Origin of the sequence: Rhizobium sp. ZPR4, assembly GCF_040215725.1 — a bacterium.
GTDB classification, from domain to species: Bacteria; Pseudomonadota; Alphaproteobacteria; order Rhizobiales; family Rhizobiaceae; genus Rhizobium; species Rhizobium rhizogenes_D.
The window spans coordinates 1079313-1103323 of sequence record NZ_CP157968.1 but is presented as its reverse complement, the minus strand read 5'-3'; the positions used below and the strand labels follow the sequence as shown (position 1 = coordinate 1103323).

Annotated in this window: 24 protein-coding genes; 17 read left to right on the top strand and 7 right to left on the bottom strand. The window is 59.3% G+C overall.

Going from position 1 to position 24011, the window contains the following annotated elements:
- Positions 1-55 precede the first annotated feature (55 nt).
- Positions 56-1012 (bottom strand): substrate-binding domain-containing protein, encoded by a 957-nt coding sequence (locus tag ABOK31_RS24695; RefSeq protein WP_174182469.1) that lies wholly within the window; start codon positions 1010-1012, stop codon positions 56-58.
- Between the two features lie 135 nt (positions 1013-1147).
- Positions 1148-2170, bottom strand: a complete 1023-nt coding sequence (locus ABOK31_RS24690) for a sterol desaturase family protein (RefSeq protein ID WP_174182382.1) — start codon at positions 2168-2170, stop codon at positions 1148-1150.
- A gap of 297 nt (positions 2171-2467) precedes the next feature.
- Here ABOK31_RS24690 and ABOK31_RS24685 point away from each other — a divergent pair, with 297 nt between their 5' ends.
- Both ABOK31_RS24685 and ABOK31_RS24680 read left to right on the top strand, forming a co-directional pair.
- A complete protein-coding gene (locus ABOK31_RS24685) occupies positions 2468-3496 on the top strand; it encodes a LacI family DNA-binding transcriptional regulator (protein ID WP_349959289.1) in 1029 nt (342 codons plus the stop codon).
- Positions 3497-3886: 390 nt separating this feature from the next.
- Positions 3887-5638 carry a thiamine pyrophosphate-binding protein gene (locus tag ABOK31_RS24680; RefSeq protein ID WP_349959288.1) on the top strand — a complete coding sequence of 584 codons (1752 nt, stop codon included), beginning with the start codon at positions 3887-3889 and terminating at the stop codon, positions 5636-5638.
- On the opposite strand, the gene ABOK31_RS24675 is transcribed toward ABOK31_RS24680, so the two are convergent.
- On the bottom strand, positions 5629-6558 hold the full coding sequence (locus ABOK31_RS24675; protein ID WP_349959286.1) for a LysR substrate-binding domain-containing protein: 930 nt from the start codon (positions 6556-6558) through the stop codon (positions 5629-5631). The two genes, ABOK31_RS24680 and ABOK31_RS24675, sit on opposite strands and share 10 nt — an antisense overlap.
- Between ABOK31_RS24675 and ABOK31_RS24670 the strand changes: the two genes are divergently transcribed.
- From ABOK31_RS24670 to ABOK31_RS24645, 6 genes are read left to right on the top strand one after another with little or no spacing between them, the layout of a single operon-like run.
- Complete coding sequence (locus ABOK31_RS24670) at positions 6557-7135, top strand: Lrp/AsnC family transcriptional regulator (protein WP_349959284.1); 579 nt, start codon at positions 6557-6559, stop codon at positions 7133-7135. The genes ABOK31_RS24675 and ABOK31_RS24670 overlap by 2 nt on opposite strands.
- A gap of 28 nt (positions 7136-7163) precedes the next feature.
- On the top strand, positions 7164-7997 hold the full coding sequence (locus ABOK31_RS24665) for a transporter substrate-binding domain-containing protein (RefSeq protein WP_349959283.1): 834 nt from the start codon (positions 7164-7166) through the stop codon (positions 7995-7997).
- 11 nt (positions 7998-8008) lie between these two features.
- On the top strand, positions 8009-8722 hold the full coding sequence (locus ABOK31_RS24660) for an aspartate/glutamate racemase family protein (protein WP_349959282.1): 714 nt from the start codon (positions 8009-8011) through the stop codon (positions 8720-8722).
- The gene (locus ABOK31_RS24655) at positions 8722-9378 is read left to right on the top strand and encodes an amino acid ABC transporter permease (RefSeq protein WP_349959281.1); all 657 of its coding nucleotides are present in this window, start codon (positions 8722-8724) and stop codon (positions 9376-9378) included. Before ABOK31_RS24660 ends, ABOK31_RS24655 begins: the two co-directional genes overlap by 1 nt.
- Positions 9375-10169: an amino acid ABC transporter ATP-binding protein gene (locus tag ABOK31_RS24650; protein ID WP_349959278.1), complete on the top strand. Its 795-nt coding sequence runs from the start codon at positions 9375-9377 to the stop codon at positions 10167-10169. The genes ABOK31_RS24655 and ABOK31_RS24650 overlap by 4 nt, the downstream gene beginning before the upstream one ends.
- 18 nt (positions 10170-10187) lie before the next feature.
- Positions 10188-11444 carry an FAD-dependent oxidoreductase gene (locus ABOK31_RS24645; RefSeq protein WP_349959276.1) on the top strand — a complete coding sequence of 419 codons (1257 nt, stop codon included), beginning with the start codon at positions 10188-10190 and terminating at the stop codon, positions 11442-11444.
- A gap of 68 nt (positions 11445-11512) precedes the next feature.
- Here ABOK31_RS24645 and ABOK31_RS24640 read toward each other — a convergent pair whose 3' ends face one another.
- Genes ABOK31_RS24640 through ABOK31_RS24625 form a run of 4 tightly spaced genes read right to left on the bottom strand, consistent with a single transcriptional unit; the run spans position 11513 to position 14960 of the window.
- Positions 11513-12577, bottom strand: coding sequence for a 4-oxalomesaconate tautomerase (locus ABOK31_RS24640; protein WP_349959275.1), 1065 nt, complete (start codon positions 12575-12577; stop codon positions 11513-11515).
- Positions 12570-13241, bottom strand: coding sequence for a 4-carboxy-4-hydroxy-2-oxoadipate aldolase/oxaloacetate decarboxylase (locus ABOK31_RS24635; protein WP_349959274.1), 672 nt, complete (start codon positions 13239-13241; stop codon positions 12570-12572). The genes ABOK31_RS24640 and ABOK31_RS24635 overlap by 8 nt, the downstream gene beginning before the upstream one ends.
- Position 13242: 1 nt before the next feature.
- The gene (locus ABOK31_RS24630) at positions 13243-14205 is read right to left on the bottom strand and encodes a VOC family protein (protein ID WP_349959272.1); all 963 of its coding nucleotides are present in this window, start codon (positions 14203-14205) and stop codon (positions 13243-13245) included.
- Positions 14206-14225: 20 nt separating this feature from the next.
- Positions 14226-14960 carry a PIG-L deacetylase family protein gene (locus ABOK31_RS24625; protein ID WP_349959271.1) on the bottom strand — a complete coding sequence of 245 codons (735 nt, stop codon included), beginning with the start codon at positions 14958-14960 and terminating at the stop codon, positions 14226-14228.
- 287 nt (positions 14961-15247) lie between these two features.
- Here ABOK31_RS24625 and ABOK31_RS24620 point away from each other — a divergent pair, with 287 nt between their 5' ends.
- The 9 genes from ABOK31_RS24620 to ABOK31_RS24580 all read left to right on the top strand — a co-directional run bounded on the left by ABOK31_RS24620 (position 15248) and on the right by ABOK31_RS24580 (position 23982).
- Positions 15248-16102 carry a branched-chain amino acid ABC transporter permease gene (locus ABOK31_RS24620; protein WP_349959270.1) on the top strand — a complete coding sequence of 285 codons (855 nt, stop codon included), beginning with the start codon at positions 15248-15250 and terminating at the stop codon, positions 16100-16102.
- On the top strand, positions 16102-17151 hold the full coding sequence (locus ABOK31_RS24615) for a branched-chain amino acid ABC transporter permease (protein ID WP_174182467.1): 1050 nt from the start codon (positions 16102-16104) through the stop codon (positions 17149-17151). Before ABOK31_RS24620 ends, ABOK31_RS24615 begins: the two co-directional genes overlap by 1 nt.
- The gene (locus ABOK31_RS24610; protein WP_174182369.1) at positions 17148-17903 is read left to right on the top strand and encodes an ABC transporter ATP-binding protein; all 756 of its coding nucleotides are present in this window, start codon (positions 17148-17150) and stop codon (positions 17901-17903) included. Before ABOK31_RS24615 ends, ABOK31_RS24610 begins: the two co-directional genes overlap by 4 nt.
- Positions 17896-18606, top strand: coding sequence for an ABC transporter ATP-binding protein (locus ABOK31_RS24605; protein ID WP_349959268.1), 711 nt, complete (start codon positions 17896-17898; stop codon positions 18604-18606). Before ABOK31_RS24610 ends, ABOK31_RS24605 begins: the two co-directional genes overlap by 8 nt.
- A 114-nt stretch (positions 18607-18720) precedes the next feature.
- Positions 18721-19890, top strand: coding sequence for an ABC transporter substrate-binding protein (locus ABOK31_RS24600; protein WP_174182367.1), 1170 nt, complete (start codon positions 18721-18723; stop codon positions 19888-19890).
- A 74-nt stretch (positions 19891-19964) separates the two neighbouring features.
- On the top strand, positions 19965-20849 hold the full coding sequence (locus ABOK31_RS24595) for a DUF1932 domain-containing protein (protein WP_349959267.1): 885 nt from the start codon (positions 19965-19967) through the stop codon (positions 20847-20849).
- Positions 20846-22045 (top strand): LysR family transcriptional regulator, encoded by a 1200-nt coding sequence (locus ABOK31_RS24590; RefSeq protein ID WP_349959266.1) that lies wholly within the window; start codon positions 20846-20848, stop codon positions 22043-22045. The genes ABOK31_RS24595 and ABOK31_RS24590 overlap by 4 nt, the downstream gene beginning before the upstream one ends.
- A gap of 252 nt (positions 22046-22297) precedes the next feature.
- Positions 22298-22918 carry a cupin domain-containing protein gene (locus ABOK31_RS24585; RefSeq protein WP_174182364.1) on the top strand — a complete coding sequence of 207 codons (621 nt, stop codon included), beginning with the start codon at positions 22298-22300 and terminating at the stop codon, positions 22916-22918.
- A 122-nt stretch (positions 22919-23040) separates the two neighbouring features.
- Complete coding sequence (locus ABOK31_RS24580) at positions 23041-23982, top strand: substrate-binding domain-containing protein (protein WP_174182363.1); 942 nt, start codon at positions 23041-23043, stop codon at positions 23980-23982.
- Positions 23983-24011 lie beyond the last annotated feature (29 nt).

The following is a 24011-nucleotide window of genomic DNA, read 5'->3' as shown; positions in this document are numbered from 1 at the left end:
GTGGCTATGGTTGCTCCCTGGGGAGGTCACAGGGAGCAACCTGGAAGCGCGCAGCTCAGCGCGCGCCCTTAGACACGCCTGCAAGCGTCGTTTCGATATTTGAGGCGTCCACAATGCCCGGTCCGGTCAAGACCGGTTTCACCGGCAGGTCAGTGCCAAAATCGATATTGGATGCCAACAGGGAAACGGAGAGCAGCGACTGAAGATAGGGCTGCTGATCGATAGCGAAGAGCTGCGCACCGCTTTTGATGCGGTCGAGCCCCGCCTGATTGAAGTCGAAGGAGCCAAGCTTCACGGTTTCGGCTTTGCCGGCCTGCTGGATACCACTTGCCGCCGCATCCGCGTCGCCCGCACCGATCGTGATGACGCCGTCGATCGCGCTGTCCTGTGTCAGCGTCGCCTTGACGGCTTCGGCAATCGCAGTGGGGTCTCCGAAGCTGGTCGCCGGCAGCGGCAGCTGCTTGCCTGCACCACCGGCCTTGCCGATACCGTCGATTACACCCTTGCAGCGTGCTTCCTGGTTGGCGCTGCCGGGCAGCGTGTTGACGCAGAGCACCTTTTTCTGACCGCTCTTGCTAAAATATTGTCCGCCAGCGAGCCCGGCGAGGTATTCATCCGAGCCGACATAATTGATGGCACCGAGTTCCTTCGCCTTGTCGAGCGAGCCGGCATTCATGAGGATGACTTTGATGCCACTGCTGACGGCGGCCTTGATCGCTTCATCTTCGGCCTCCGGCACCCAGTTGGGAACGACGAGACCCTTGACGCCCTGGCTGATGGCGGTGCGCACAAGACCGGCGGCGTCTGGACCGAGATTGTCGTAGGTCTGTAGCTGGAGATAGGTCACCTTGCCGCCGTTCGCCGCTACGACGAGGCGGCTGTCGTCCACTCCTTTCTTGATCTTGCTCCAGAAGGCGTCGTCGGTCTTGCCGCCGACGACGGCAATGTCGGCGGCAAGCAACACGCTTGCGGTGAGACAGAGGGCAACCGAGGTCGCGAGCGCCTTGGTCATGGTGGTCAGCATTGTCATCGAATTTCCTCCCAGTTTCCGTCATGCGACGGGTTTAAAAAGCATTGTGCTGCGGGCGTGGTGGCCCTTGTTCCGAGAGTGTCCGCCTCCTCGCGGACATCTGGGAATTCCGTGAATTCAGGAGTTTGCGCGAACCGTCTTTGCGTTCATGCGCTCTCTCTTTTTGGCAAAGCGGGCCTGCATCTGCACGTCACCTTCCTTGGTACCGTCGTGCCAGGTGCCGAACCACCTATCGAGCGGGATCAGCCCGTCGCCGCCATAGTTCACCTCGAAGTATTTGTGATGCAGGTAATGGGCATAGGCATGGGTATCGAGCGGTGTCTCCTCGGTGATCTCCAGCTTGTCGAAACCGATATGGCCGTTGACCGCACCGAAGCCGGCAATGTGGAGCTGGAACAGCGCGACTATCGGATTGGACGGGATGACGAGGTGCCAGAGGGCAACGGCGTGATAGAGAAAGCCTTCAACCGGATGCATGGAGAGCGAGGACCACGGCGACGGGTTCACCGAATTATGGTGGACCGAATGGATCCAGCGATAAAGCGGCCCCCAATGAATGAGGCGGTGAATAATGAAGAAATGGACCTCATGGATCATCGGCGCGATGGCGACGAGAAATGCCAGATAATAGGGATGGCCCGACCAGCTCAGCCAAGGCACCCAACCGTTGGCAAACACCCACAGGAACAAGACCTCAACGAGAGTCCACAGCGGGATCGACAAGAAGAACGAGCGCAGGAAATTGTCGATGTTCTGGCTCTTGAACCAGAAGACATCGGATGGTTGCTCGCTCGGGAACTTGGCGTTGTATTTAAAGCGATTGCCCTGCTTACGCTTCACGTAGAAAAAGAGTTCGATGGAGCCATAGAAAACAAAGATCGCAGCCGCATTGACCGCGTAAAGCCAGAGTGCCCAGCTCCAACTTAATGTCTTCATGACGTCAACGCCAGGCACGACGTAGAACCAGTAGAGAAGTGCTGTTGCCATGTGAAAGGCATTCCACGGCCAGATATATTCCGGCACCCACTTCAGCACGGACGGGATCTTCGGCGGCCAGGACCAGAAAGGCGCAATTTCGATCCGTCCATGGGGCGCCCAGTCGCCGCGCTTGTTCCGAGTTCCGTAATTGAGATCATCCATCGTCATGCCTCCTGGACATCGAGCGTCCCTGTTCGTGATGAGAGAGAGGTGCCGCAGATCGCGCGGACAGAGCACGGCGCTCTTCGGGCGAAGGCCCAAAGCGCATAAGCAGCGATGTCGATTGTATTTCTCTCCCAGAGCGCCGTGAGCCGCGTGCGCGTTCACCCGTCGCCCTCTGGCAAGGACAATGCCAACTTGACCTCCATGAAATCAAGGCGCATTTCTCTCTCCATAGACGATCGTATCATTCGTCTCAGAAAGTCGATAAATTAATACATTTCGTATCATGGAGCTTCTATGAGAAGACCGACCATCCGCAATCTCGCCGAGGCCGCAGGCGTGTCGATCGCGACAGCCAATCGGGTCCTCTCTGGTGCGGAGAATGTGCGGGCTCAGACGCGAGAGACGGTCCGCGCTGCTGCTGAAAGCATCGGCTTCTATGGGCTTGGAGCCATCGAGGCACGCAATGCGGCAGCCCGCCCGAAATATCGCTTCGGCGTGCTGCTCCTCCAACCGCACCGGCCATTCTACCAGCTCGTGGCGCAGGCCTTGCAGGAGGCAGCCGCAGCGATAGAAACCGCCGAACTCGATCTGCGGATCGAGCATCTGGAAGACCTCTCGCCCCAGAACACCGCAGACCGGGCGCTGGCGCTGGCCGAGGAATGTGATGCGCTCTGCATAACAACCGCAGTCCATCCCATCGTCCTTCAGGCGCTGGAAAAGATCCAGGCTGGAGGCATCCCCGTCTTTGCGCTGATCTCGCAAGTCGCCGCGACAGGCCAGGTCCACTATATCGGGCTGGATAACTGGAAGGTTGGACGCACTGCGGCCTGGGCCTTTGACCATATCTGCAAAAGCCCGGGCAAAATCGGCTTGTTGATGGGCAATCCACGCTACCGGAATCAGGAAATGAACGAGACCGGCTTTCGTTCTTATTTTCGTGAGCACGCCCGAGACTTCGTGTTGCTCGAGCCTCTTTCGACCTTCGAGTCCTCCGCCGTGGCGCAGGAAATGACCGAACGCCTGCTGGCGGATCATCCCGATCTTGCCGGCCTTTACGTTGCCGGCGGCGGCATTTCCGGCGTGCTGGCGGCTCTGCGTACGACCGGACGGGCCGGCACCCTGGCCGTCGTCGGCTACGAACTCATGGACAATGTGAAGGCGGCTCTGCTCGATGGAACGCTCACTCTATCCATCGCCCATCCACTCACCCGCCTCGCCGGCGAAACGATGAAAGGCATGGTCATGGCCACCGGAGCCAAGGCGGAGAATGCCAGCTACACAAAGATCGTCCCCTTCGACATCTATACTCGTGAAAACGTATGAGGGGAATTTCGCCCGAAATCTGCATGGCGAAATACCGGCCAACATTCTCAACCCGGTTCCGAATAGTACGATGGATCATGACGACGATGATACCGCAATCCGCCTGCATATCCTCGACCATGCGCGAGCCCGGCGGGAATAGAGCCAAATGGCGCAGGCATCGCACCACTGCAGCCGCGATCTTTCCATGGTGGATGTTTTCGTAACATCCTTCCTTCGTCCAACAGATTCATGATTGCGATGCACTTGGCACACTGCAGCTCCATGCAATCTCAAGGACCGGGCCGGCAGATTGACGGCTACGGCCGCTTCAAGCCGCCGATTTGCCGGTCCCCGGCAAACCTCCGCTTCACTATTCTGATCGTCGCGGCGAGACAAAAGGAGAGACGAATGCGCGGTGCGGACATTCTGGTAGATATGCTCATTGGCTACGGGGTTGATACGATCTTTGGTGTTCCCGGAGATACCAATGTGCCGCTCTATGAAGCACTCCAGCACCGGGAAGGCGAAATACGGCATGTGATGGCCCGCGACGAGCGCTCTGCCGGCTTCATGGCAGACGCTTACGGACGGTTCACCAACAAGCCAGGCGTGTTTGAATGCCCGTCGGGCGCAGGCGCGATGTATTCTTTACCGCCGGTCGCTGAATCGAACGGATCGTCGGTGCCGGTAATCCTGCTGACCATCGACATTCCACTGCCGGGCGAGGGACGCGGCGTTCTAACGGAATTGGATTGCGCGAAACTGTTCGAACCGGTCACAAAGCTGTCCGTGCAGGTAAAGACGCCGGAAAAGCTGCCCGAAATCATCCGCCGCGCCTTCCGTGTCGCCTGCTCTGGCAAACCTGGCGCCGTGCATCTGCAGATTCCCGAGGACATGCTGTTGGCCGAGATAGACTTGACCCGGATATCCCTGCATGTCGAAGAGGAATGCCGCACCTTCCCGGCCTATCCAACGCTGCCGCCGCGCGCGAAACTCGAAGGGCTGCTGGAGCTCCTTTCCAAGGCCGAGCGGCCGCTGATCGTGGCAGGCGGTGGGGTGAACCGCGCCCGCGCAGGCGACGAGATCACCCGGCTTGCCGAGAAATTCAACGTGCCGATGTGCACGACGATGACCGGTCAGGGGGCCATCGATGACGACCATCGCCTGGCAATCGGCGTCATCGGCGACAACGGATATCATCCTCATGCGAACTGGGCGCTTGAACATTCTGATTTCACGCTGTTCGTGGGCTCCCGCATCGGCTCGGTCGTCACCATCGGCTGGACCTTCCCGCGGATCACCCTCAATCGGCGGCTGGCACAGATCGATATCTCACCGGAAATCATGGCAAACAACTACGAGAATCTGTTGTCCATCCAAGGAGATGCCTTGCTGGTCCTCAAGGAGTTGCTGGAGCTGAAAGCAAGTATCGAACCTGCCCGGCATGAAGCCTGGGTCAGCGAGCTCAACCGGCGCCGGCAAGTCTTTTGGGAGCATGCGGAGGAGGCGCTTTCGGACGAACGAGTTCCGTTGCGGCCCGAGCGCGCCGTGCGTGCCTTCAATCAGGCTCTCCAATCCTCCGGCAAGCCCGCGCTCATCTACTCTGACGCCGGAACGCCGACCCCATACATGACGCGCTTCCTCAAAATCAATGATCGCGAGACCCGCTTTGCCATACCACGTGCCTTTGGTGGCCTCGGTTCGGCGCTTCCCGCCACAGTCGGAGCTTGGCGGGCCGATCCATCCAAGAGGCCGATCGGTCTCTTCGGTGACGGATCGTTCGGCATGACGGTCGGCGAATTGGAAACACTGGTGCGTTTGCAGGTGCCGGCAATCCTTATCCTCTTCAACAACGGGACATTCGGCTGGATCAAGGGCCTCCATCGGCTCAAAGGCCATAATCAGTGCTTTGGCGTGGATTTTCTGGCACCGCGCGGTCAGGCAATCGCGGAGGCCTATGGTCTCAAGGCATGGACAGCCAAGACGGCTTCGCAACTCGATGGCGCGCTCGCAGCCGCCTTTGCTCAGGACGACGGGCCGTGCTTTATCGACATTCACGTCGAATCCATCGCAGACCGGGTACCGCCGGTCTATTCCTGGCTATTGAAGCGAGGAGAAGATCCGCTCGAGCTGAAGCCGGTGGAAAAAACCTATTTTTGATCCAAGGGATACACCAGAGGCAGGAATTGCCGCCGGCGCGTGAATTCGGTCGCGAACCAATCGCGAAAGATCCGCACATTGGCCGAGTTCATCCGTGCCTGCGGGAAACAGAGATAAAAACCTTCCCCGGATGTCTGGAGCCTGCTTAAAGCGGGCTTCAGAATTCCTGCGGCTAGTTCGGTGCGCACATGGAGCTCGGGAACGACCGCCAGCCCCATGCCGCTGAGGGCGCATTCGAGGATCATATCGAAGTTCGGCAAGCGCGGACCATAGATGCGGCTTTTATAGTGCACGCCCGCCCCGCGCAGCCAATGCAGCCACAGGCTCGGGCGGCTGGAATTCTGGATCAGCGGGTATTCCAGTAGCGCCTCGTCATTCGGCAACCCTCCCGATGGCACCAGCTTCGGCGCACCGACCACGATCAGCTCCTCGTCGAAGAGCAATTGGCTGCGCGCTCCGCTCCAATTGCCCGTGCCGCGTAGAAATGCCAGATCCAGCTCGGATGCCGCGAAATCGAGATCGTGGCGGCAGGGATAGACCTCGAACCATGTTTGAGGATGCGCGGCTGCAAAGGCGGTCAGCATCGCCGCACCCCAACGCCGCATCAATGTCGGCGGAAAGCCGATCTTCAGCATGCTCTGCGCCTTTCGACCGCGGACGGCATCGATGGAGACATCTTCCAACTTGTCGAGGAGGCGCGAAATCTCATCGTAATAGCGCGCGCCCTCCTCCGTCAGGATCAGCTTCGGACCGGCTCGTTCGAACAGGGTAAGACCAAGAAAATCCTCAAGGTTTTTTATCTGCCGGCTGATACCGCTTTGCGTGATCCCCATGTCCTCGGCAGCCTTGGTAAAACTCAAGTGACGCACGGACGCATCGAATGCATGCAGAGCGCTCAAGGATGGCAGAAAACGGCGCATGACGAAGCTCCTATTGATCGGCATGAATAAAAGTCATGAAGAACCCATTTTTCAATGCTTTTCTTTGGGAAAGTTTAGCCCCAGTCTTCCCGCACAAAAAAGTGGGAACGACATGGACTACGGCGACAGCATTGACCGCAATCTGCTCAGCATCCTGGAGGAAAACGCACGCGTGACAGCCAGTGAATTGGCGCGACGTGTCGGTCTCGCGCGCTCAAGTGTCCAGGAACGTATCGAGCGGTTGGAACGTCGCGGCGTCATCCTTGGCTATCGCGCGATCGTGGGTCGCCGTGAAATTGATCAAAGCGTTGCAGCCTATATCTTCATCACCACCGCCCTGCGCGCCACGCGAAGGCTGTTTACGGTATTGCGTGGGTATCCCGAGATCTCGACCGCCGATGCGATCAGCGGCCCGGCCAACATTCTCTGCCGTGTGAACGTCAATTTTTTGGAAGATCTGGAAGCGCTCATCGAAGAGCTTGCGCGGATCGAAGAAATCGAAAGCGTGACCTATTCGGTCGTGCTTTCCAACAAAATCAATCGCGAAAACGCATTGATCGCCCGCAAGGCGCAATAGGGAACGAACAATCAACTGGGATATGACCATGAACAGACGTGACTTCGGAAGGGTAATGCTGCTTGCAGGCACTGCTGCACTCCTTCCGCCCTCCGCACTTCTAGCAGCGACCGAAGGTCCGACACTCGAAGCGATCCGGGCGCGTGGCGCCTTGCGGATCGGCGTGTTTGCGGGCACCGAACCTTATTATCACAAGAATCTCGCAACCGGAGAGTGGGAAGGTTTCTGTGTCGCCATGGGGCACGACCTCGCGCAATATATCGGCGTCAAGCTGGAATTGGTCGAGACGACCTGGGGCAACTCCGTGATCGATCTGCAAAGCAACAAGATCGACATCATGTTCGGGCTCAGCAACAGTCCGGAGCGCGCCAAGGTTGTCGACTTCACCAAGGCGCTGATGGACAATACCTTCACCCTCGTTGCCCGCAAGGATCTGGAGGTAACGAAGTGGGAAGAAATGAACAAGCCGGAGATGCGGGTGGCCGTCGACCTCGGCTCGACGCAGGACAATTTCGCCCGCAAGAACCTGCCGAACTGCACGCTGGTCGCGCTCAAATCTGCCGATGAGACCATTCTGGCGCTTCAGTCGGGTCGCGCCGATGCCATCATCCAGGTCGCTCTCCTTGCCGTCGTGACGACGAAACACCTTGCTCCAAACGTCAAACTCATCATCCCGGACCCTCACGGAAGCCAGCCGACCACGATCGGCGTACGCCGCGACCCGAATGGCGAATTCCGCGACTATGTCGATGCCTGGCTTGCGGAACGCCGCGGGCAAGGCAAGGTCTCAAGCTGGATTGTCGATAGCCTCGCGCTCGTCGGTGTCGACAAGGCTGCGCTGCCTGCAAACCTGACCTTCTGACGGGCACGACCATGTCCGTCTCTTCAGGTGCCCTGGGCATCATCATGCTGGATACGACGTTCGAACGTCCGCCTGGCGATGTCGGCAATGCTGCATCATGGCGCTTTCCGGTCAGGTTCCGCCGGGTGCGTGGTGCATCCGTTTCCCTCGTCGTCCGCGCGGGCGGCGAGGGTCTCGTCGACGATTTCGTCGCCGCGGGACGAGAGCTGATCTCGGAGGGCTGCAGCGCGATTATCACGTCTTGCGGCTTCATGGCGCGCCACCAACGAAAGCTGGCCGAGGCGCTGGGCGTGCCGGTGGCCGCCTCCAGCCTCATGCAGCTGCCCATGGTGGAAATGGCGCTCGGCACAGGTCTGCGCCCCGGCGTGATAACCTATGATGCAGCCAGCCTTGGTCCCGAAGTGTTCGAAGCTTGCGGGGCCGATCCATCCGTGCCTGTGCGCGGCGTGCCCGCCGGCGGCGCATTTCACGCGCTCATCGAGGGCTCTGCCGCATATGATCATGCAGCCTTGGAGACCGAGGTGATCGATGCAGCCCGAAGGCTTGTCGCCGAACATCCATCCGTCGGCGCCATCGTGCTGGAATGCACCAATATGCCGCCCTTTGCCCAGGCGATTTCGGCTGCCCTCGATCTCCCCGTCTTCGACATACTGACGCTTGGCGAGTGGCTTTTCACCTCAACCTCTCCCCGGACTTTCCGTCGGGCCGAACAAAGCGCGCTGTGATGCAATATCAATGGGACTTCTCCAGCCTTTGGCAGTACCGCGGCCTGTTTCTTCAAGGCTTGGGCTACACGGTCGGCTTTACCGTTTTGACCATCGTCTCCGGAATCCTTGTAGGCACGGTTTTCGCTCTTGCCCGACTTTCGGGTTTGAAAATCGTCACCGTTCCGATCATGACGATCGTGGAGCTGTTTCGCTGTACGCCTGTCCTCGTGCAGCTGGTCTGGTGTTACTACGCTCTGCCCATGCTGGTCGGAATTCAGATCTCCCCTGCGATGGCAGCCTTCATCACGCTGACCATGTATGGCGCTGCGTTCTACGCCGAGATCATTCGGGGCGGCATCGTCTCGATCGACACCGGGCAATGGGATGCCGGCCGCGCGATCGGCATGCGTCGAGGCCAGTTGATGGCCAAGATCATTCTGCCGCAGGCGCTGCGCCGCATGGTGCCGCCGCTGGTCAACCAGTCTGTCCTGCAGCTCAAGAACACCTCGCTTCTCTCCGTGCTCGCCGTGCCCGACCTGCTCTATCAAGGTCAGCTCGTGACGTCTGCCACCTACCGGCCGCTTGAAACCTATACTTTGATTGCATTCATCTATCTGGCGGTCCTGTTCCCAATGACACGCCTGGCGCACTGGCTGGAGGGTCGCAAGGCATGAATAGCAAGGTAGAGAGAACGGGCGGCGAGGAATCAATGATCGAGGTCGTAGGCCTGAAGAAATCCTTCGGTCCTCTCGAGGTCTTGAAGGACATCAACCTTTCCGTACCGCGCGGTCATGTCGTGGCGATGATCGGGCCAAGCGGCTCGGGAAAGTCGACCCTGTTGCGCAGCCTCAATTTGCTGTCATTGCCGGATGCAGGCCGCATCACCATCGGCGGAAAGCGGATGGATTTTTCCGCAGGCCGGGTCGCCATGCGCGACCGGGATCTGGCAGCCTTCCGTGCCAATACAGGGATGGTGTTTCAAAACTTCAATCTGTTCCCGCATATGAGTGTCATCGACAATGTGATGGTCGGGCCGGTGAGCGTGTTGAAACAGGACAGGAACTCCGCGCGGACCGTCGCGATGGAGCTTCTCGCCAAGGTCGGCCTAGTCGCGAAAGCCGATGCCCGCCCGGAGCAGCTTTCGGGGGGGCAGAAACAACGCGTGGCAATCGCCCGGGCGCTCGCCATGAAACCGGAAGTCATACTGTTTGATGAGGCCACCTCTGCCCTCGATCCAGCACTGGTCGGCGAGGTTCTGGCCGTCATCCGTCAACTCGCCGAGCAAGGCATGACGATGATCCTTGTCACCCATGAGATGGCTTTTGCCCGCGATGTCGCCGACACGGTCATCTTCATGCAGGACGGCTTCGTCATCGAGTCCGGTGATGCACGCCAGGTCATCAACGAACCCCGCGAAACGAAAACGCGGGAATTTCTCAGCCATTTCCATGGCGGACTTTCCTGAGAGCAGGATAAAACGGCAATGACAGGCAAGGTAATCGTGGTCGGCGCGGGCATTATCGGTGCCACCGCGGCATTGAGATTGGCAGAGGCTGGCTGGGATGTCGCACTTTGCGACGGCAACGCGCCGGGCAGCGAAGCCGGGGCAAGCTACGGCAATGGCGGCTGGATCAGTCCGGCCTCGATCATACCGATGAGCATGCCAGGTCTGTGGCGGAAGGTTCCCGGCTTCCTTCTCGATCGAAACGGGCCGCTGACGATCGATTGGAGGTCACTACCGCAGCTGACACCCTGGCTCCTGCGGTTTTTGTGGGCCGGCGCCAGCAAGACCCGCGTGCGCCGGACGGCGAAATTGCTGAGCTTCCTGCTGCACGATGGCCCCGAGCGACATCTGGAACTCGCGCGAAAGACCGGGCAAGAGCAGCTCGTTCTTCAAAAAGGGCTGCTCTACGCCTATCCCGACCGGGCTTCCTTCGAGGCCGAAGCACTAAGCTGGGAGCTGCGTCGAGAAAACGGCGTTGCATATGTGGAGTGGGACGAGACCGAAATCCGGCAAAAGCTCCCGGCTTTGGGCCCTCCCTACCGGTTCGCCATCCATGTGGTCAACGGTGCCCATTGCCGCGACACCGGACGCTATGTGGCCGGCATTGTGCAAGCCGCCCAACGCACGGGCGTGCAATTCCACCAGTCCGCCGTGACAGCCATCCTGGACGGTATGACGCCGCAGGCCGTACTTGAGGGTGGCGAGACGCTATCTGCCGACCGCATCGTCGTGGCCGCGGGCATACATTCCGGCCGCCTGCTTCGCCCGCTCGGCGTGCGCATTCCGATGCAGAGCGAAAGGGGCTATCATGTGACCGTGACATCAGGGCAAACACCCTTCGAAATTCCCGTGATGCCGAGCACGGGCCGGATGGCCAATACGCCGACCAATATGGGTCTGCGCCTTTCGGGCCAGGTCGAGCTTGCAACGGTGAACAAACCTCCGAATTGGGAGCGCGCGCAGGTGCTGCAACGGCATGCCCTGGCGAGCTACCCCTATCTGTCGGCGGACAAGACACCCAACCTTCGTCTCTGGATGGGACATCGCCCATCCACGCCCGACGGACTCCCGGTGATCGGCCCGCTGTCGCGCCATCCCGGCCTGATCGCCGCATTCGGCCATGGACATGTCGGCATCGCGGCAGCTCCCAAAACCGCGGATCTGGTGCTCGACGCGCTGGAACGTCGCATCAGCGACAACGCTTACGCCTTTCTACCCAGCCGTTTTGGACAATGACCAGTCGCCCACCCTCAGCAAGTCCCGCATAAACGCTCCTGATGAGAACCGGGCCGGTGGGGTCGCAGTCACCGGACTGGAGCCGGGAAGACCCTGCCATCGAATAGTTTTCGGGCGGTTCGGATCGTCCCCGCCCCTTGGATAATCCCGTCGCCATCGAGGTCGAGAAAGACTTCCATGTCTCCGGTCGGATGTTCGATCTTGTAGCGTCCGTCGAAAGGAGCGACCGAAAGCCCGCACGCGGGAGAGCCCGCCAGTCGCGTGCTGGTCGCCACTGTTACCGCTGCAAGGACGCCGACAGAAGCATGCACGCGATGGGGGATGAAGCTGCGCGTGTTGATCGCGCCTCCATGCCGCGGTTTTGAGACGAGCGTCATTTTCGGGACCGAAGCCGCACTGACATCGCCAAGGTTCATCATCGGCCCGGCTTGCAGCCGGATGGCCTCTATCCGTTGCCTGACGGCGTCATTGCCTTCTAATTCCTCACGAGTCTCGTCGCCCGTCAGACCGAAATCCGCAGCCCGCATGATGACGCAGGGCATGCCGTTATCGATCAGCGTCACCTCGATGCCGTCGATCACATCAACCTCGTTGCCGGTCGGCAGCAGCGCGCCGCACATCGATCCTTCGGTGTTCGTAAACAGGATCGGAATTGCGGCATGGCATCCCGGTACGCCGGCGATGCTCGTCTCGCCCACATAGCTTACCTTTCCGGCTGGTGTCGCGATCTTGGCGACTGCCACCTCGCCGGAATTGACCATGTGAATCCTCACCGAAGTGATGTCGCCTGCGATAGGCACCAGTCCGCGTTCGATAGCGGCAGGACCAACGCCGGCCAGGATGTTTCCACATCCCTGGGCGTCGCTGACGAGCGCCTTGTCAACGAAAACCTGCAGGAAGAGATAGTCGACGTCAGCGTCATCGCGGGTCGGAGGCGAAAGCACCGCAACCTTCGATGTCAACGGATCTGCCCCTCCGATTCCATCGATCTGCCGTGGATCGGGTGATCCCATGATCGCAAGGAGCAGCCGATCGCGCTCCTGTTGATCGCCGGGAAGATCCTCGGCGAGGAAATAGGCTCCCTTCGATGTGCCGCCGCGCATCCAAAGGCAGGGGATTCCGTCCTCATACATATTTGAGGCCCTTCTCCGCCAGTTTGCCCCGCATGTCGTAGATGTCGAGGCCAAGCTCGCCCGCGGCAAGCCGTTTGCGCTTCGCTTCCTCGTTGGCGATCCGCTTCTCGGCCGCCACTGCGACCTGTTCAGCCTCTGCTCGCCTGACGACGCAGACGCCATCATCGTCGGCGACGATAATGTCCCCGGCATCGACCAGCGCGCCTGCGCAGACGATCGGGATATTGACCGAGCCAAGCGTCTCCTTCACCGTTCCCTGAGCCGAGACGGCTTTCGACCACACAGGAAAACTCATTGCCGTGAGATCGCGGATGTCGCGGACACCTGCATCAATAATCAACCCGCGGCATCCGCGAGCACGCGCCGAAGTCGCCAGCAGATCCCCGAAATAGCCGTTGTCGCAAGGCGAGGTCGGCGCAAGAACGAGCACGTCGCCCTGTCTGATCTGCTCGATCGCAACATGGATCATCCAGTTGTCGCCGGGAGGAGCCGAGATCGTCACCGCCGATCCCGCGATCTGGGCGCCCGGATAGATGGGGCGCATGTAGCTTGCGAGCATTCCCTTGCGGCCCTGGGCTTCGTGGACGGTGGCGACGCCCGCCGAGGCAAGTCGATCAATGATCGACGCGTCCGCGCGTTCGATGTTCTGTACGACAACACCCATATCAGTCTCCCTTTGTCCCTACCGGTGGCGTGCCGTGAGTGTGAAATGTCTCGATGGTCTTCAATCCCCAGGCCTGCCCCTTCTTGCGCTCAGTCTCGGTCCAGACGACCGGCTCCCAATCCGGCGCTAGGATGAGGCGCGCACCTGCATTGGCAAGCTCGACACGGTTACCAGCCGGCTCCCAGACGTAGAGAAAGAAGGTTCCCTGGATGGCGTGCTTGTGGGGGCCGGTTTCGATGTGAACACCGTTTTCCAGGAAGATGTCGGCAGCGCGCAAAATGTCTTCGCGGCTGTCCGTTGCGTAGGTGACATGGTGCAGGCGCGCGTCTCCGCGGCCATGCTCCTCGGTGCATGCAAGATCGTAGCCCTTGTTGTTGATCGTGAACCAGCAGCCGCCGATCCGCCCGTTGTCGAGCTCGATCATTTCAGTGACACGAGATCCCAGGCAGGTCTGCATGAACCGCCTGAACTCCGAAACATCCGAAGCCAAAAGGTTCAGGTGATCGAGCCGCCTCGGATGGCAGCCCTGCCCATGATAGCGCGACGCGACATTCTTCAGGGCCGGCCTTTCGGCATCCGACGGGCGGAAGCGGACAGTGTCATAGTAGATCTCGAACACATGCCCGAAAGGATCCTCGAACCGGAAGGAACGACCATGGCCCGGATCGCCGTCGGTCCAGCCGAGCACTTTATAGCCGCTCGCCTCGATCGCCTTCACCCGCCGGTCGAGTGCCTCGCGAGACGATGCCCGATAGGCAATATGCCCGACGCCCGTCGTATGGTGGCGCGTGAGCTTGAGCGTGTGGAATTCATAGTCGTCCCACGCCCTGAGATAGGCGGAGTTTTCATCCTGATCGGAAAGCGTCAGACCGTAGACCCGCAAAAAGAAGTCGAGACTTTCATCGAATTTATTCGTGTACATCTCGACGTGCGCCAGATGCGCGATGTCGAAGCATGGTTCCATTTCTATCCTCCCCGAGCCGATCAAAGCTCGTCGACCGTCCGCGGAAACACCGACTGGAAGCCTTCCGCATACTTCGCCGCCCGTCCACCGGACTGACCGCCAGAGTTTCGCTGGAAATGGTTGGCCCGGTTCTGGGCAACCCGGGTATAGAACTCCCAGAGATGCTCCTGACCTTCCATGCACTCGATCGCCGCACGCTTCTTTTCCCAGACCGGGGTGATATCAAGGAAGACATCCGGCTTCCATCCCATCTGCTCCGTCTGATGCGGTTCGAAAAGATAAAGCTGCGGTGCGCCAAGAACCTTCTGGCCGGGATTATGGCCCCATGCCTGTGCAATCATCCGTGTCTCAAAAGCAACCTGTGTCGCGTACATATGGTCCGTGTTGTAAGGATCATATTGCGAATGGCTGAGCATGAAGGAAGGCTGCACATCTCTGATCACATCGACCAGACGATATCTGTCATCGTCGGTCAGCCGTAGCGGATAATCTCCAAGATCGAAGCTGATAAGATTGTGCACGCCAAGCGCCTGCGCGGCGCGCTCTGCCTCGGATCGGCGAGCGGCCTTCACCCGTTCGAGCGTCATGCCCGGCTCTTTCCAGAGCTTTGCCGATTCCCCACGCTCACCGAAGGAAAGGCAGACGACGGTCACCTCGTAGCCCCTCTGCGCGTGCAGCGCGATTGCGCCCCCGCACCGCCAGACGAAATCCGCCGCATGTGCGCTGATCACCAGCGCAGTCTTCTTTTCCGACATGTGATGTCTCCTTGCTGATCGACCGGGATTTCATGCCTGAAGCGCTCGTTTGCCAATTTGGAATTGCGATCGAAGCGATAAGTTTTCGCTATAGGAGAATTAGCAGCGAACTCGAAAAGGTCGCCACTATAGCTTTTTCTTATATCTGGAAGACCATTTTGAAATAGGAATTCCGCCCTCTTCCCGACACCCTAGGAACGGAAACGAGCTCGGACGATCTCATCCGGGCCATCAACAAGACGTGCGCCTGCCATATCGATTAGAGGCGGCTGACACGGGGAGGAGAGATGCTGACCCTTCTGTTCGATGGGCTTGCCTATGGAATGCTATTGTTCGTCCTCTCGTGCGGGCTGGCTGTCACGCTCGGTCTGATGAACTTCATCAACCTGGCGCATGGCGCCTTTGCGATGGCAGGCGGCTACATCACTGTCGTCCTGACCAATCGCTGGGGCGTGCCGTTCCTGCTGACGCTGCCGATCGCCTTCATATTGACGGCCGTCATCGGACTTGTCCTTGAGCGGACACTCTATGTCAGGCTCTTCGACAAGACCCATCTCGACCAGGTCCTCTTTTCCATCGGGATCGTCTTCATCGCGGTCGCCGGTATGGATTATCTGATGGGCTCCCAGCAGCAGATCCTCGACCTTCCGGACTTCCTGAAGGGCCGTGTGGATGTGCTCGGCGTCGGCATCGGCATCTATCGCGCGTTCCTGATCGTCACTTGCGGCGTGCTTGCCGCGTGTCTGCAGCTCGTGCTGAGCCATACGCGTTTCGGAAGCCGGCTACGAGCGTCCGTCGATGACCGGCGCGTGGCCCGTGGCGTCGGTATCCGTGTGAATACGATTTTCGCGGCGACTTTTGCCGTTGGATCGGGTCTGGCAGGACTTGGCGGAGCACTTGGTGCTGAAATCCTTGGCCTGGATCCGACCTTCCCGCTGAAATTCATGGTTTATTTTCTGATCGTCGTCTCGGTCGGCGGAACGTCCAGCATGATCGGGCCGCTGGTTGCCTCTATCCTGCTCGGCCTGGCTGATGTCCTTGGCAAATATTATGTCCCATCGCTTGGCGGTTTCATCATCTACATCGTTCTCGTGGCCGTGCTTGTCGTGCGCCCGCAAGGACTGTTCACGAGGGCCGGATGATGTCGCTTTCTGCCAATATGCAAGATCCGCTCGTCAGTTCGGTCAAGGAAAGCCTTCGGCGGCAAACCCGCTGGCGCGCGCTTGAGATCGCGTTCTGGATCGCAGCGGTCGCTGCCTGGTTTGTCCTGCCGGGCAAGCATCTCATCCTCACCGAGATCGCGATCTTCGCCCTCCTTGCACTATCGATCGACCTGATCATCGGATTTGCCGGGATCGTGACGCTGGGTCAGGCTGCAATGTATGGCGTCGGCGCCTACGCCAGCGGCTTGTTCTCGATCCATGTGACCGGAGAGCCGTTGACCGGCCTCCTGGTGGCAGCCTTTGCCGGGGCTGCCGTCGCGCTGCCAACCAGCTTCCTGCTTCTGCGTGGTGCGGATCTTACGCGACTGATGGTGACGCTCGGTGTCGCGGCCGTCCTGCTCGAAATCGCCAATCAGGCCACCTGGCTGACCGGCGGCGCGGATGGTCTGCAGGGTATCACCATCCAGCCGCTGTTCGGCACGATCGAATTCGATCTCTATGGGCATGTTGGTTATGCCTACAGCCTTTCGGTTCTCTTCGTCCTTTTCGTTCTCGCCCGCTACATCGTCGCTTCCCCCTTCGGCAATTCGCTGAAGGCCATCCGCGACAATCCGCTGCGAGCATCGGCCGTCGGCATCCCGGTAAAGGGTCGCCTCGTCGCAATCTACACGCTGGCTGGAGCCTATGCCGCCGTAGCCGGAGCACTCTTCAGCCAGACGCAGCAGTTCGTTTCACTTGACGCGCTTTCCTTTCAGAAATCCGCCGACGGCTTGATGGTCCTCGTCATCGGCGGCACGGGATACCTCTATGGCGGCCTGATCGGAGCTCTGGTCTACGAACTTATCCAGGACGCACTCTCCTCGGTCACGCCGCAATATTGGCAGTTCTGGCTCGGCATACTGCTCGTCGCCTTCGTCATGATCGGGCGGGATCGGCCAAGGCAGATCGTCGAACGCCTCACCGCAAAAGCACTCGCCATGCGCAAAACGCCAACATCGGCCAAGGCCTCGGCGGGAGGAAAATCATGACCCTCCCTGCACTTGAGACACGAGGCCTCAATAAGACATTCGGCGCGCTGAACGCTACGACAGACGTCAACTTCCGGCTTGAACCTGGCGCCCGCCATGCTCTGATCGGACCGAACGGTGCCGGCAAAACGACCTTCATCAATCTCCTGACCGGCGTCTTACAACCGTCCAGCGGTGACGTCATTCTTCACGGGGAGAGCATCACTGGCCTCAAACGCGAGCGCCGCGTTCGGAAAGGCCTCGTACGCACGTTCCAGATCAATCAGCTCTTTGCCGGGCTGACGGTCATAGAAAGCCTCGCGCTCGTCATCAGCGAACGCAGCGGGCGCGGATGGAACTGGCTGCGACCGACACATGCCATTGCCGGCATTGAACAGGAAATCGCGGCTCTGCTGAAAGACTTCGGCCTCGATGGCGTCGGAGATGAAAAATGTCTCGCCCTTCCCTATGGCAAGCAGCGCCTTCTCGAAATCGCGCTGGCAATCGCCTGCCGCCCGCGCGTCCTGCTGCTCGACGAACCGGCCGCCGGCGTTCCCGAGGCCGATCGAAAGGAAGTGATGCAACACATATCGAGGCTGTCGTCGGACGTATCGATCCTTCTGATCGAACACGACATGGATCTGGTGTTCAATTTCGCCAATAGAATCTCCGTCCTTGTCGCCGGCGCCTTGTTTGCGGAGGGTAGCGTCGATCAGATCGCGAGGGATCAGCGCGTCAAGGAAGTCTATCTCGGAGGGGCAGCGCATGGCTGAGCTCCTGCGGATCGAATCCCTTTCTGCCGGATATGGCAAGGCGACCGTCCTTCACGGCGTCAGCCTGTCGGTCGAGCCTGGAACATCCGTCGCACTTTTGGGGCGCAATGGCGTTGGCAAGACGACGACCCTTAATACGATCGTCGGCTTGACCCGATATCGATCAGGGTCGATCCGGCTGCAGGGCACCGACATTCAGGGCATGTCCCCCGAACGGCGTGTCGAAGCCGGCATCGGTTGGGTTCCACAGGAGCGTGGAATTTTCCGATCGCTGACGGTCGAGGAAAATATAACGGCGGTTGCCCGACCCGGCAGGTGGACGCTCTCAGCAATCTACGATCTTTTCCCGCGACTGAAGGAACGGCGATCGAACCTTGGAAACCAGCTCTCCGGCGGGGAGCAGCAGATGTTGTCGATCGGTCGCGCGCTCGTGCTTAATCCAATCCTTCTACTTCTCGACGAACCGACGGAGGGGCTGGCGCCGATCATCGTCGAGGAACTTCTCGCGGCCATCCGCAGAATTGTCCGCGCCGAGGGACTTGCGGCAATCATCGTCGAACAGCACGCACAGCAACTGCTCGCAATCACCGACAAGGCAATCATCCTCGACAGGGGAAGCGTCGCCTATTCCGGTGACAGCGGCCACCTTGCAGAGGATCGCCAGACACTGGGCAAATTCCTTGGCGTGGGCGCAACCGAATGAGGAAGCGCCGGCCGGACTGCAAGCCGAAATCAGAATGCAAATGAGACGAAACTACAGGATGGGCTGCGGGGAGAGGTTTTTCCGCATGTCGGACAAAGAAAAAAGGAGGAGAGAATGAATACCAAACGGATTATTGCCGGCACCATGGCCGCACTTGCGATGATGGCCGCCACGACCGCCACATCCAGGGCGGACGACACCGTCAAGGTCGGCGTCGTCATTCCGATGACCGGGGGCTTCCAGTCGAATGGTCGCCAGATCAACGCAGCGCTCAAGACCTATGTCGCGACCCATGGAGAGACCGCAGGCGGCAAGAAGGTCGAATTTATCGTCAAGGACGATGGCAGCTCCGCCGACAACGCCCTGCGCATCTCGCAGGAACTCGTCACAAGCGACAAGGTTTCGATCCTGACCGGATTTGGCAACACGCCAACCGCCCTTTCGGTTGCGCAGATTTCCAAGCGCGCCAAGATACCGCAGATCATCATGGTTGCGGCAACGTCCTCGATCATGAAGGCGTCGCCCTACATGCTGCGCACCTCCTGGACCATTCCGCAGGTCGCAAGCGTCATCGGCAAATGGGCGCCCGAAAACGGCACGAAGAAGTTCGTCAGCATCGTCTCGGATTACGGCCCGGGTGCAGACGCAGAAGAATGGTTCTCCAAAACGCTCGAAGCCAATGGCGGTTCCGTGATCTCTAAGCTGAAGGTCCCGCTCGCAAATCCGGATTTCGCTCCGTTCCTTCAGCGCGCCGCCGACGAAAAGCCGGAAGGCCTGTTCGTCTTCGTCCCGACCGGCGCGGGCGCAGCGTTCATGAAGCAGTTCGTCGAACGCGGACTGGACAAGTCCGGCATCAAGGTCATCGCGATGGCCGACGTCACCGACGACGACCTTCTCAACGATATGGGCACTCCGGCCCTTGGCGTCATCACCGGCGGACCCTACTCGACGAACCACTCGTCGCCGGAGAACCAGACCTTCGTCGACGCCTTCAAGAAGAACAATAACGGCATGCGCCCGAACATGGTCGCTGCAGCAGCGTGGGACGCACTCGATCTCATCTACAAAACGCTCGACAAGACGAAAGGCGACGCCTCCGGCGATACCTTTGTGAAGGCAGCGGAAGGAATGCAGCTTCAAAGCCCGCGCGGCCCGATTTCGATCGACCCACAGACGCGCGATATCGTCCAGAACATCTACATGCGCAAGGTCGAGAAGGTCGGCGACGAATTCTACAACACGGAATTCCAGACGATCGAAAACGTAAAAGATCCGGCGCACTAGTTCATGCCAGGGGCGGGGCATTTGTTTCCGCCCCCTTCAAAAACCGTGTCGCAATGAAGGATGGAGAGTGTGTGATGACGATAGGCCTGATCGGTTTTGGCGAAGCGGCACAGGCTTTCGTCTCGGGATGGCGTTCAGAAATCCTGGGCGCAGGAGGGCATGGCACCATCTCGACCTTCGACTTGAAAGTCGAAGATCCCGCTCTTCGAACGGGACTGCGTGAAACATGCGAGAGCCTTGGTGTCCACTGCGCCGACAATCCGGCCGAGGCGCTTGCAGCCAAAAGGATCGTGTTCAGTCTCGTGACAGCGGACAACGCTCTGCAGGCGGCCGAGCGTGCGGCAAACTTTCTGGCCGCTGGCACTCTCTATCTCGATTGCAATTCCTGCTCGCCGAAGACGAAGACGATGGCTGCCGGAATCGTCGAAACGACTGGAGCCGTCTATATCGACGTTGCGGTCATGTCTCCCGTACACCCTGCCCGTCATCGCACGCCACTCCTGGTATCAGGCGCCGCAGCCGAGCAGGCACAGGCAGCGCTGGCGGAATTGCATATGAATGCAAAGCTTGCCGGCGGCAATGTTGGAGAAGCCTCATCGATCAAGATGCTTCGCTCCGTCATGATCAAGGGTTTCGAGGCCTTGACGGCCGAATGCTTTCTGGCGGCTCGAAGGGCCGGCGTGGAAAAAGCGGTGCTTGCCTCTCTGCAATCCTCCGATCCGGGGATAGACTGGAACAAGCGGGCCGCATACAACCTTGAAAGAATGATGGTTCACGGAAGGCGGCGCGCTTCGGAGATGATCGAAGTCGCTGCCACCCTGAGGGAATTGGGACTGCCAGACCGCATGGCTGTTGCGACCGCAGACTGGCAGCGTCAGATCGGTGAACTCGCGATTCGACCCGAGGCGAGTACCCTCGAAGCAAGAGCCGACATGATCTTGGAGTCCTACCCGGATTGAACGACGAGAAACCTTCGACAGCGCAAATCCAGCACAATCTTCGGCATCTGCGGGTCTTCCTCGCCGTCATAGACACCAAATCCGTGACCAAGGCCGCCGCAACCAGCCATCTTTCGCAGCCGGCGGTGACGCAGGCGCTGACCAAAATCGAGCGTGAGCTGCGGACAACATTATTCACCAGGACGCCTCAGGGCCTGTTTGCAAACAGCCGGGGCGATCTTCTGGCGGAGCGGGTAAAGCGGGCCTTCGCCTACCTTGACCCGGCATTGAACGAGCTCAGTCCACGCCTAAAACTGGTTGCGACCGCCTCGCAGCTTCGAGCATTGATCGCCGTGCGTGAGTGCGAGAACTTCACTCTTGCGGCAAAGAAACTGGGTGTCGCGCAGCCAACCGTCCACAGAGCCGTCACTCAGCTCGAGGAAGAAGCGGGACGAGCGCTCTTCGAACGGACGTCCTATGGCATCGTGGCGACACGGACGGCGAATTCGGTGGCGCAGGCGGCACGTCTTGCATTGGCGGAACTGGCCCAGGCCGAAGTGGACCTTGCCGAGGCAAATCAGGAGGAGGCCGGGACCGTCGTCATCGGCGCGATGCCGCTTTCGCGATCCTTCGTGCTCCCCAGAGCCATTGCCGAGTTCAGAAAGCTTCGTCCACGAACCCCGGTCCATGTCCTAGAAGGCCCCTATGCCGATCTGCTTGCCGGGCTTCGGCGCGGCGAAATCGACTTCCTCATCGGGGCATTGAGAGAGCCTGCCCCGATCGGCGACGTCGAGCAGCGGGTCCTATTCACCGACACGATCGTCGTCGTCGCCGGCACCGGGCATCCACTGGTTGGGCGGGCAAAACCTACTCCTGAAGAACTCGCGTCCTATCCCTGGGTCGTCGGGCAGAAGGGAACGCCGATCCGCAAGCATTTCGATGCGCTGTTTGAGGGCTTAGCAAAACGACCGGTTGCGATCGTCGAATCAAGCTCCCTGATCTTGATGCGAGAGCTTCTAAGCAGGACAAATCATCTGGGATGCATCTCCTTTCTGCAGGCCCAGGCAGAGCTAAGCCGCGGCCTTCTCAAGGCATTGCCACTGCATCTGGAGCATACGGCGAGACCGATTGGCCTAACATTACGGCGGGCCTGGCTGCCGACCGTTCCGCAACGGTTGTTTCTGGACCTGGTCACACAGACCGATACCGTCCCCTAAGGACATTTGTTGACATAAGGCAAAACCAAGCGGCTCTTGATCGCGGGCTCAAGCACTGAAGGCCTGCTGATGGGCATACACCATCACGAGAATCTCAATATAGTACCTTGGTAGTACATTGCTCGGTAAGTGGATAATATATGGGATATCCGAGGTGCCAACTCGCAACGCATGTCACCGCTGTTCGAGATAACTGGACAGAGGCAAAGGGCTGGCGTTAAGCTTTGGTTTTGTAACAGCGATACCAGAACCATGAATATGATCGACCCCCCCGGGAAATCGGGAGAAGGCAATGAGGAAAAGATACTGACAAATCCGACGCGGCTTGGAGGCCGCCTGAGGCTCGCCAGGCAAACCCGTGGCTTGACCCTCAAGGCTCTCGCCCTAGCTGCGGATTGCTCTGAAAGCCTGCTCTCGAAGATCGAGAACGGCAAGGCTTCACCCTCTTTGCCAATGCTTCATCGGCTTGTCGGCGTTCTCGGCACGAATATCGGCTGGATGTTCGAGGAGGCCGACGGTGAAGAAGGTATTGTCTTCCGCTCCGGGACAAGACCGCTGATCGGGCTGGACCCATTGCGCAGGGGAGAAGGCATTTCTCTCGAGCGGATCATCCCTTACTCGCAAGGCCATCTTCTTCAGTGCAACATCCACCACATCGAAGCTGGCGGCCAAAGCGCCGGGCCGATCCAGCATATCGGCGAGGAAGTGGGTTACGTTCTTGCCGGCGAAGTCGAACTCATGGTTGGTGAACGCACTTTCCGGCTCTCGGTCGGTGACAGTTTCGTTTTCAATTCAGAGCTCCCTCACTGGTATCGAAATGTTGGGGGCGAGCGCGCGAGCATCTTCTGGGTCAATACGCCAGCGACTTTTTAGCACCCACATCTGTCGTGCGGGCGAACTCGCGATCATCTTCAGAATCATCAATTCAAGTCACTTGACATAAATTCAAGTTACTTGAATAATCCCTATGCAATCCAAAAACATGGGGAACGATCATGCATCTCAAGAAATATTTGTTCGGTTGCGCGGTTGGCGCAGCCATCGCACTTACCGGCAGTGCCGGCGCCGCGACAGCGAATACGCTGGCCCTGGTGACGATCAACCAGCAAGCTCTCTTCTTCAACCAGATCAATGATGGCGCCAAGGAGGCGGCAAAGAAGGCCGGCGCTGATCTTGTCATATTCAACGCCAACAACGTGCCCAGCGCACAAAATGACGCCATCGAGAATTACATCACCCAGAAGGTTGACGGCATCATTTTGGTTGCCATCGACGTGAACGGGGTGAAGCCGGCAATCACCGCCGCCAAGAAGGCCGGCATCCCGGTCATTGCCATTGATGCCCAGATTCCGAATGGCGACAACATCGCCTTCGTGGGTGTCGACAACACCAAGGCGGGCGAGGAGATCGGCAAGTTCTATTCCGACTACGTCAAGGACAAGCTGGGCGGCAGCGCCAAAGTCGGCGTCGTCGGCGCACTCAATTCCTTCATCCAGAACCAGCGTCTCGACGGCTTCAAGTCAGCGGTAAAGACTGGCGGCCAAAAGGTCGACTTCCTCGATACCGTGGATGGGCAGAACGTCCAGGATGTGGCGCTCAGCGCTGCGGAAAATCTCATTACCGCCAATCCCGACATGACGACGCTCTATGCGACCGGTGAGCCGGCACTCCTCGGCGCCGTTGCGGCCGTCACCAGCCAGGGCAAGACGGGTAACGTCAAGGTCTTCGGCTGGGATCTGACCAAGCAGGCGATCGAGGGTATCGATCAGGGTTGGGTGACAGCCGTTATTCAGCAGGATCCGGCCGGCGAAGGCAAAGCTGCCGTCGAAGCGCTCGTCAAGGTGAAAAAGGGCGACAAGATCGATCCGATCATCAATGTGCCGGTGACCATCGTCACCAAGGAAAATGTCGACAAGTTCCGGGGCATGTTCAAGTAGCTCTCGCACCTCGTCACGCCATGGCCGAT

What these genes read in the sequence shown, in the direction of transcription:
- ABOK31_RS24655 (WP_349959281.1), top strand. Translation starts at nt 8,722, where the DNA reads ATGCAATATCAATGGGACTTCTCCAGCCTTTGGCAGTACCGCGGCCTG.
- ABOK31_RS24635 (WP_349959274.1), bottom strand. Translation starts at nt 13,241, where the DNA reads ATGGGTGTTGTCGTACAGAACATCGAACGCGCGGACGCGTCGATCATT.
- ABOK31_RS24660 (WP_349959282.1), top strand. Translation starts at nt 8,009, where the DNA reads ATGTCCGTCTCTTCAGGTGCCCTGGGCATCATCATGCTGGATACGACG.
- ABOK31_RS24680 (WP_349959288.1), top strand. Translation starts at nt 3,887, where the DNA reads ATGCGCGGTGCGGACATTCTGGTAGATATGCTCATTGGCTACGGGGTT.
- ABOK31_RS24580 (WP_174182363.1), top strand. Translation starts at nt 23,041, where the DNA reads ATGCATCTCAAGAAATATTTGTTCGGTTGCGCGGTTGGCGCAGCCATC.
- ABOK31_RS24585 (WP_174182364.1), top strand. Translation starts at nt 22,298, where the DNA reads ATGAATATGATCGACCCCCCCGGGAAATCGGGAGAAGGCAATGAGGAA.
- ABOK31_RS24640 (WP_349959275.1), bottom strand. Translation starts at nt 12,577, where the DNA reads ATGTATGAGGACGGAATCCCCTGCCTTTGGATGCGCGGCGGCACATCG.
- ABOK31_RS24610 (WP_174182369.1), top strand. Translation starts at nt 17,148, where the DNA reads ATGACCCTCCCTGCACTTGAGACACGAGGCCTCAATAAGACATTCGGC.
- ABOK31_RS24650 (WP_349959278.1), top strand. Translation starts at nt 9,375, where the DNA reads ATGAATAGCAAGGTAGAGAGAACGGGCGGCGAGGAATCAATGATCGAG.
- ABOK31_RS24690 (WP_174182382.1), bottom strand. Translation starts at nt 2,170, where the DNA reads ATGGATGATCTCAATTACGGAACTCGGAACAAGCGCGGCGACTGGGCG.
- ABOK31_RS24675 (WP_349959286.1), bottom strand. Translation starts at nt 6,558, where the DNA reads ATGCGCCGTTTTCTGCCATCCTTGAGCGCTCTGCATGCATTCGATGCG.
- ABOK31_RS24605 (WP_349959268.1), top strand. Translation starts at nt 17,896, where the DNA reads ATGGCTGAGCTCCTGCGGATCGAATCCCTTTCTGCCGGATATGGCAAG.
- ABOK31_RS24695 (WP_174182469.1), bottom strand. Translation starts at nt 1,012, where the DNA reads ATGACCAAGGCGCTCGCGACCTCGGTTGCCCTCTGTCTCACCGCAAGC.
- ABOK31_RS24670 (WP_349959284.1), top strand. Translation starts at nt 6,557, where the DNA reads ATGACGAAGCTCCTATTGATCGGCATGAATAAAAGTCATGAAGAACCC.
- ABOK31_RS24600 (WP_174182367.1), top strand. Translation starts at nt 18,721, where the DNA reads ATGAATACCAAACGGATTATTGCCGGCACCATGGCCGCACTTGCGATG.
- ABOK31_RS24685 (WP_349959289.1), top strand. Translation starts at nt 2,468, where the DNA reads ATGAGAAGACCGACCATCCGCAATCTCGCCGAGGCCGCAGGCGTGTCG.
- ABOK31_RS24665 (WP_349959283.1), top strand. Translation starts at nt 7,164, where the DNA reads ATGAACAGACGTGACTTCGGAAGGGTAATGCTGCTTGCAGGCACTGCT.
- ABOK31_RS24645 (WP_349959276.1), top strand. Translation starts at nt 10,188, where the DNA reads ATGACAGGCAAGGTAATCGTGGTCGGCGCGGGCATTATCGGTGCCACC.
- ABOK31_RS24630 (WP_349959272.1), bottom strand. Translation starts at nt 14,205, where the DNA reads ATGGAACCATGCTTCGACATCGCGCATCTGGCGCACGTCGAGATGTAC.
- ABOK31_RS24620 (WP_349959270.1), top strand. Translation starts at nt 15,248, where the DNA reads ATGCTGACCCTTCTGTTCGATGGGCTTGCCTATGGAATGCTATTGTTC.
- ABOK31_RS24625 (WP_349959271.1), bottom strand. Translation starts at nt 14,960, where the DNA reads ATGTCGGAAAAGAAGACTGCGCTGGTGATCAGCGCACATGCGGCGGAT.
- ABOK31_RS24615 (WP_174182467.1), top strand. Translation starts at nt 16,102, where the DNA reads ATGTCGCTTTCTGCCAATATGCAAGATCCGCTCGTCAGTTCGGTCAAG.
- ABOK31_RS24595 (WP_349959267.1), top strand. Translation starts at nt 19,965, where the DNA reads ATGACGATAGGCCTGATCGGTTTTGGCGAAGCGGCACAGGCTTTCGTC.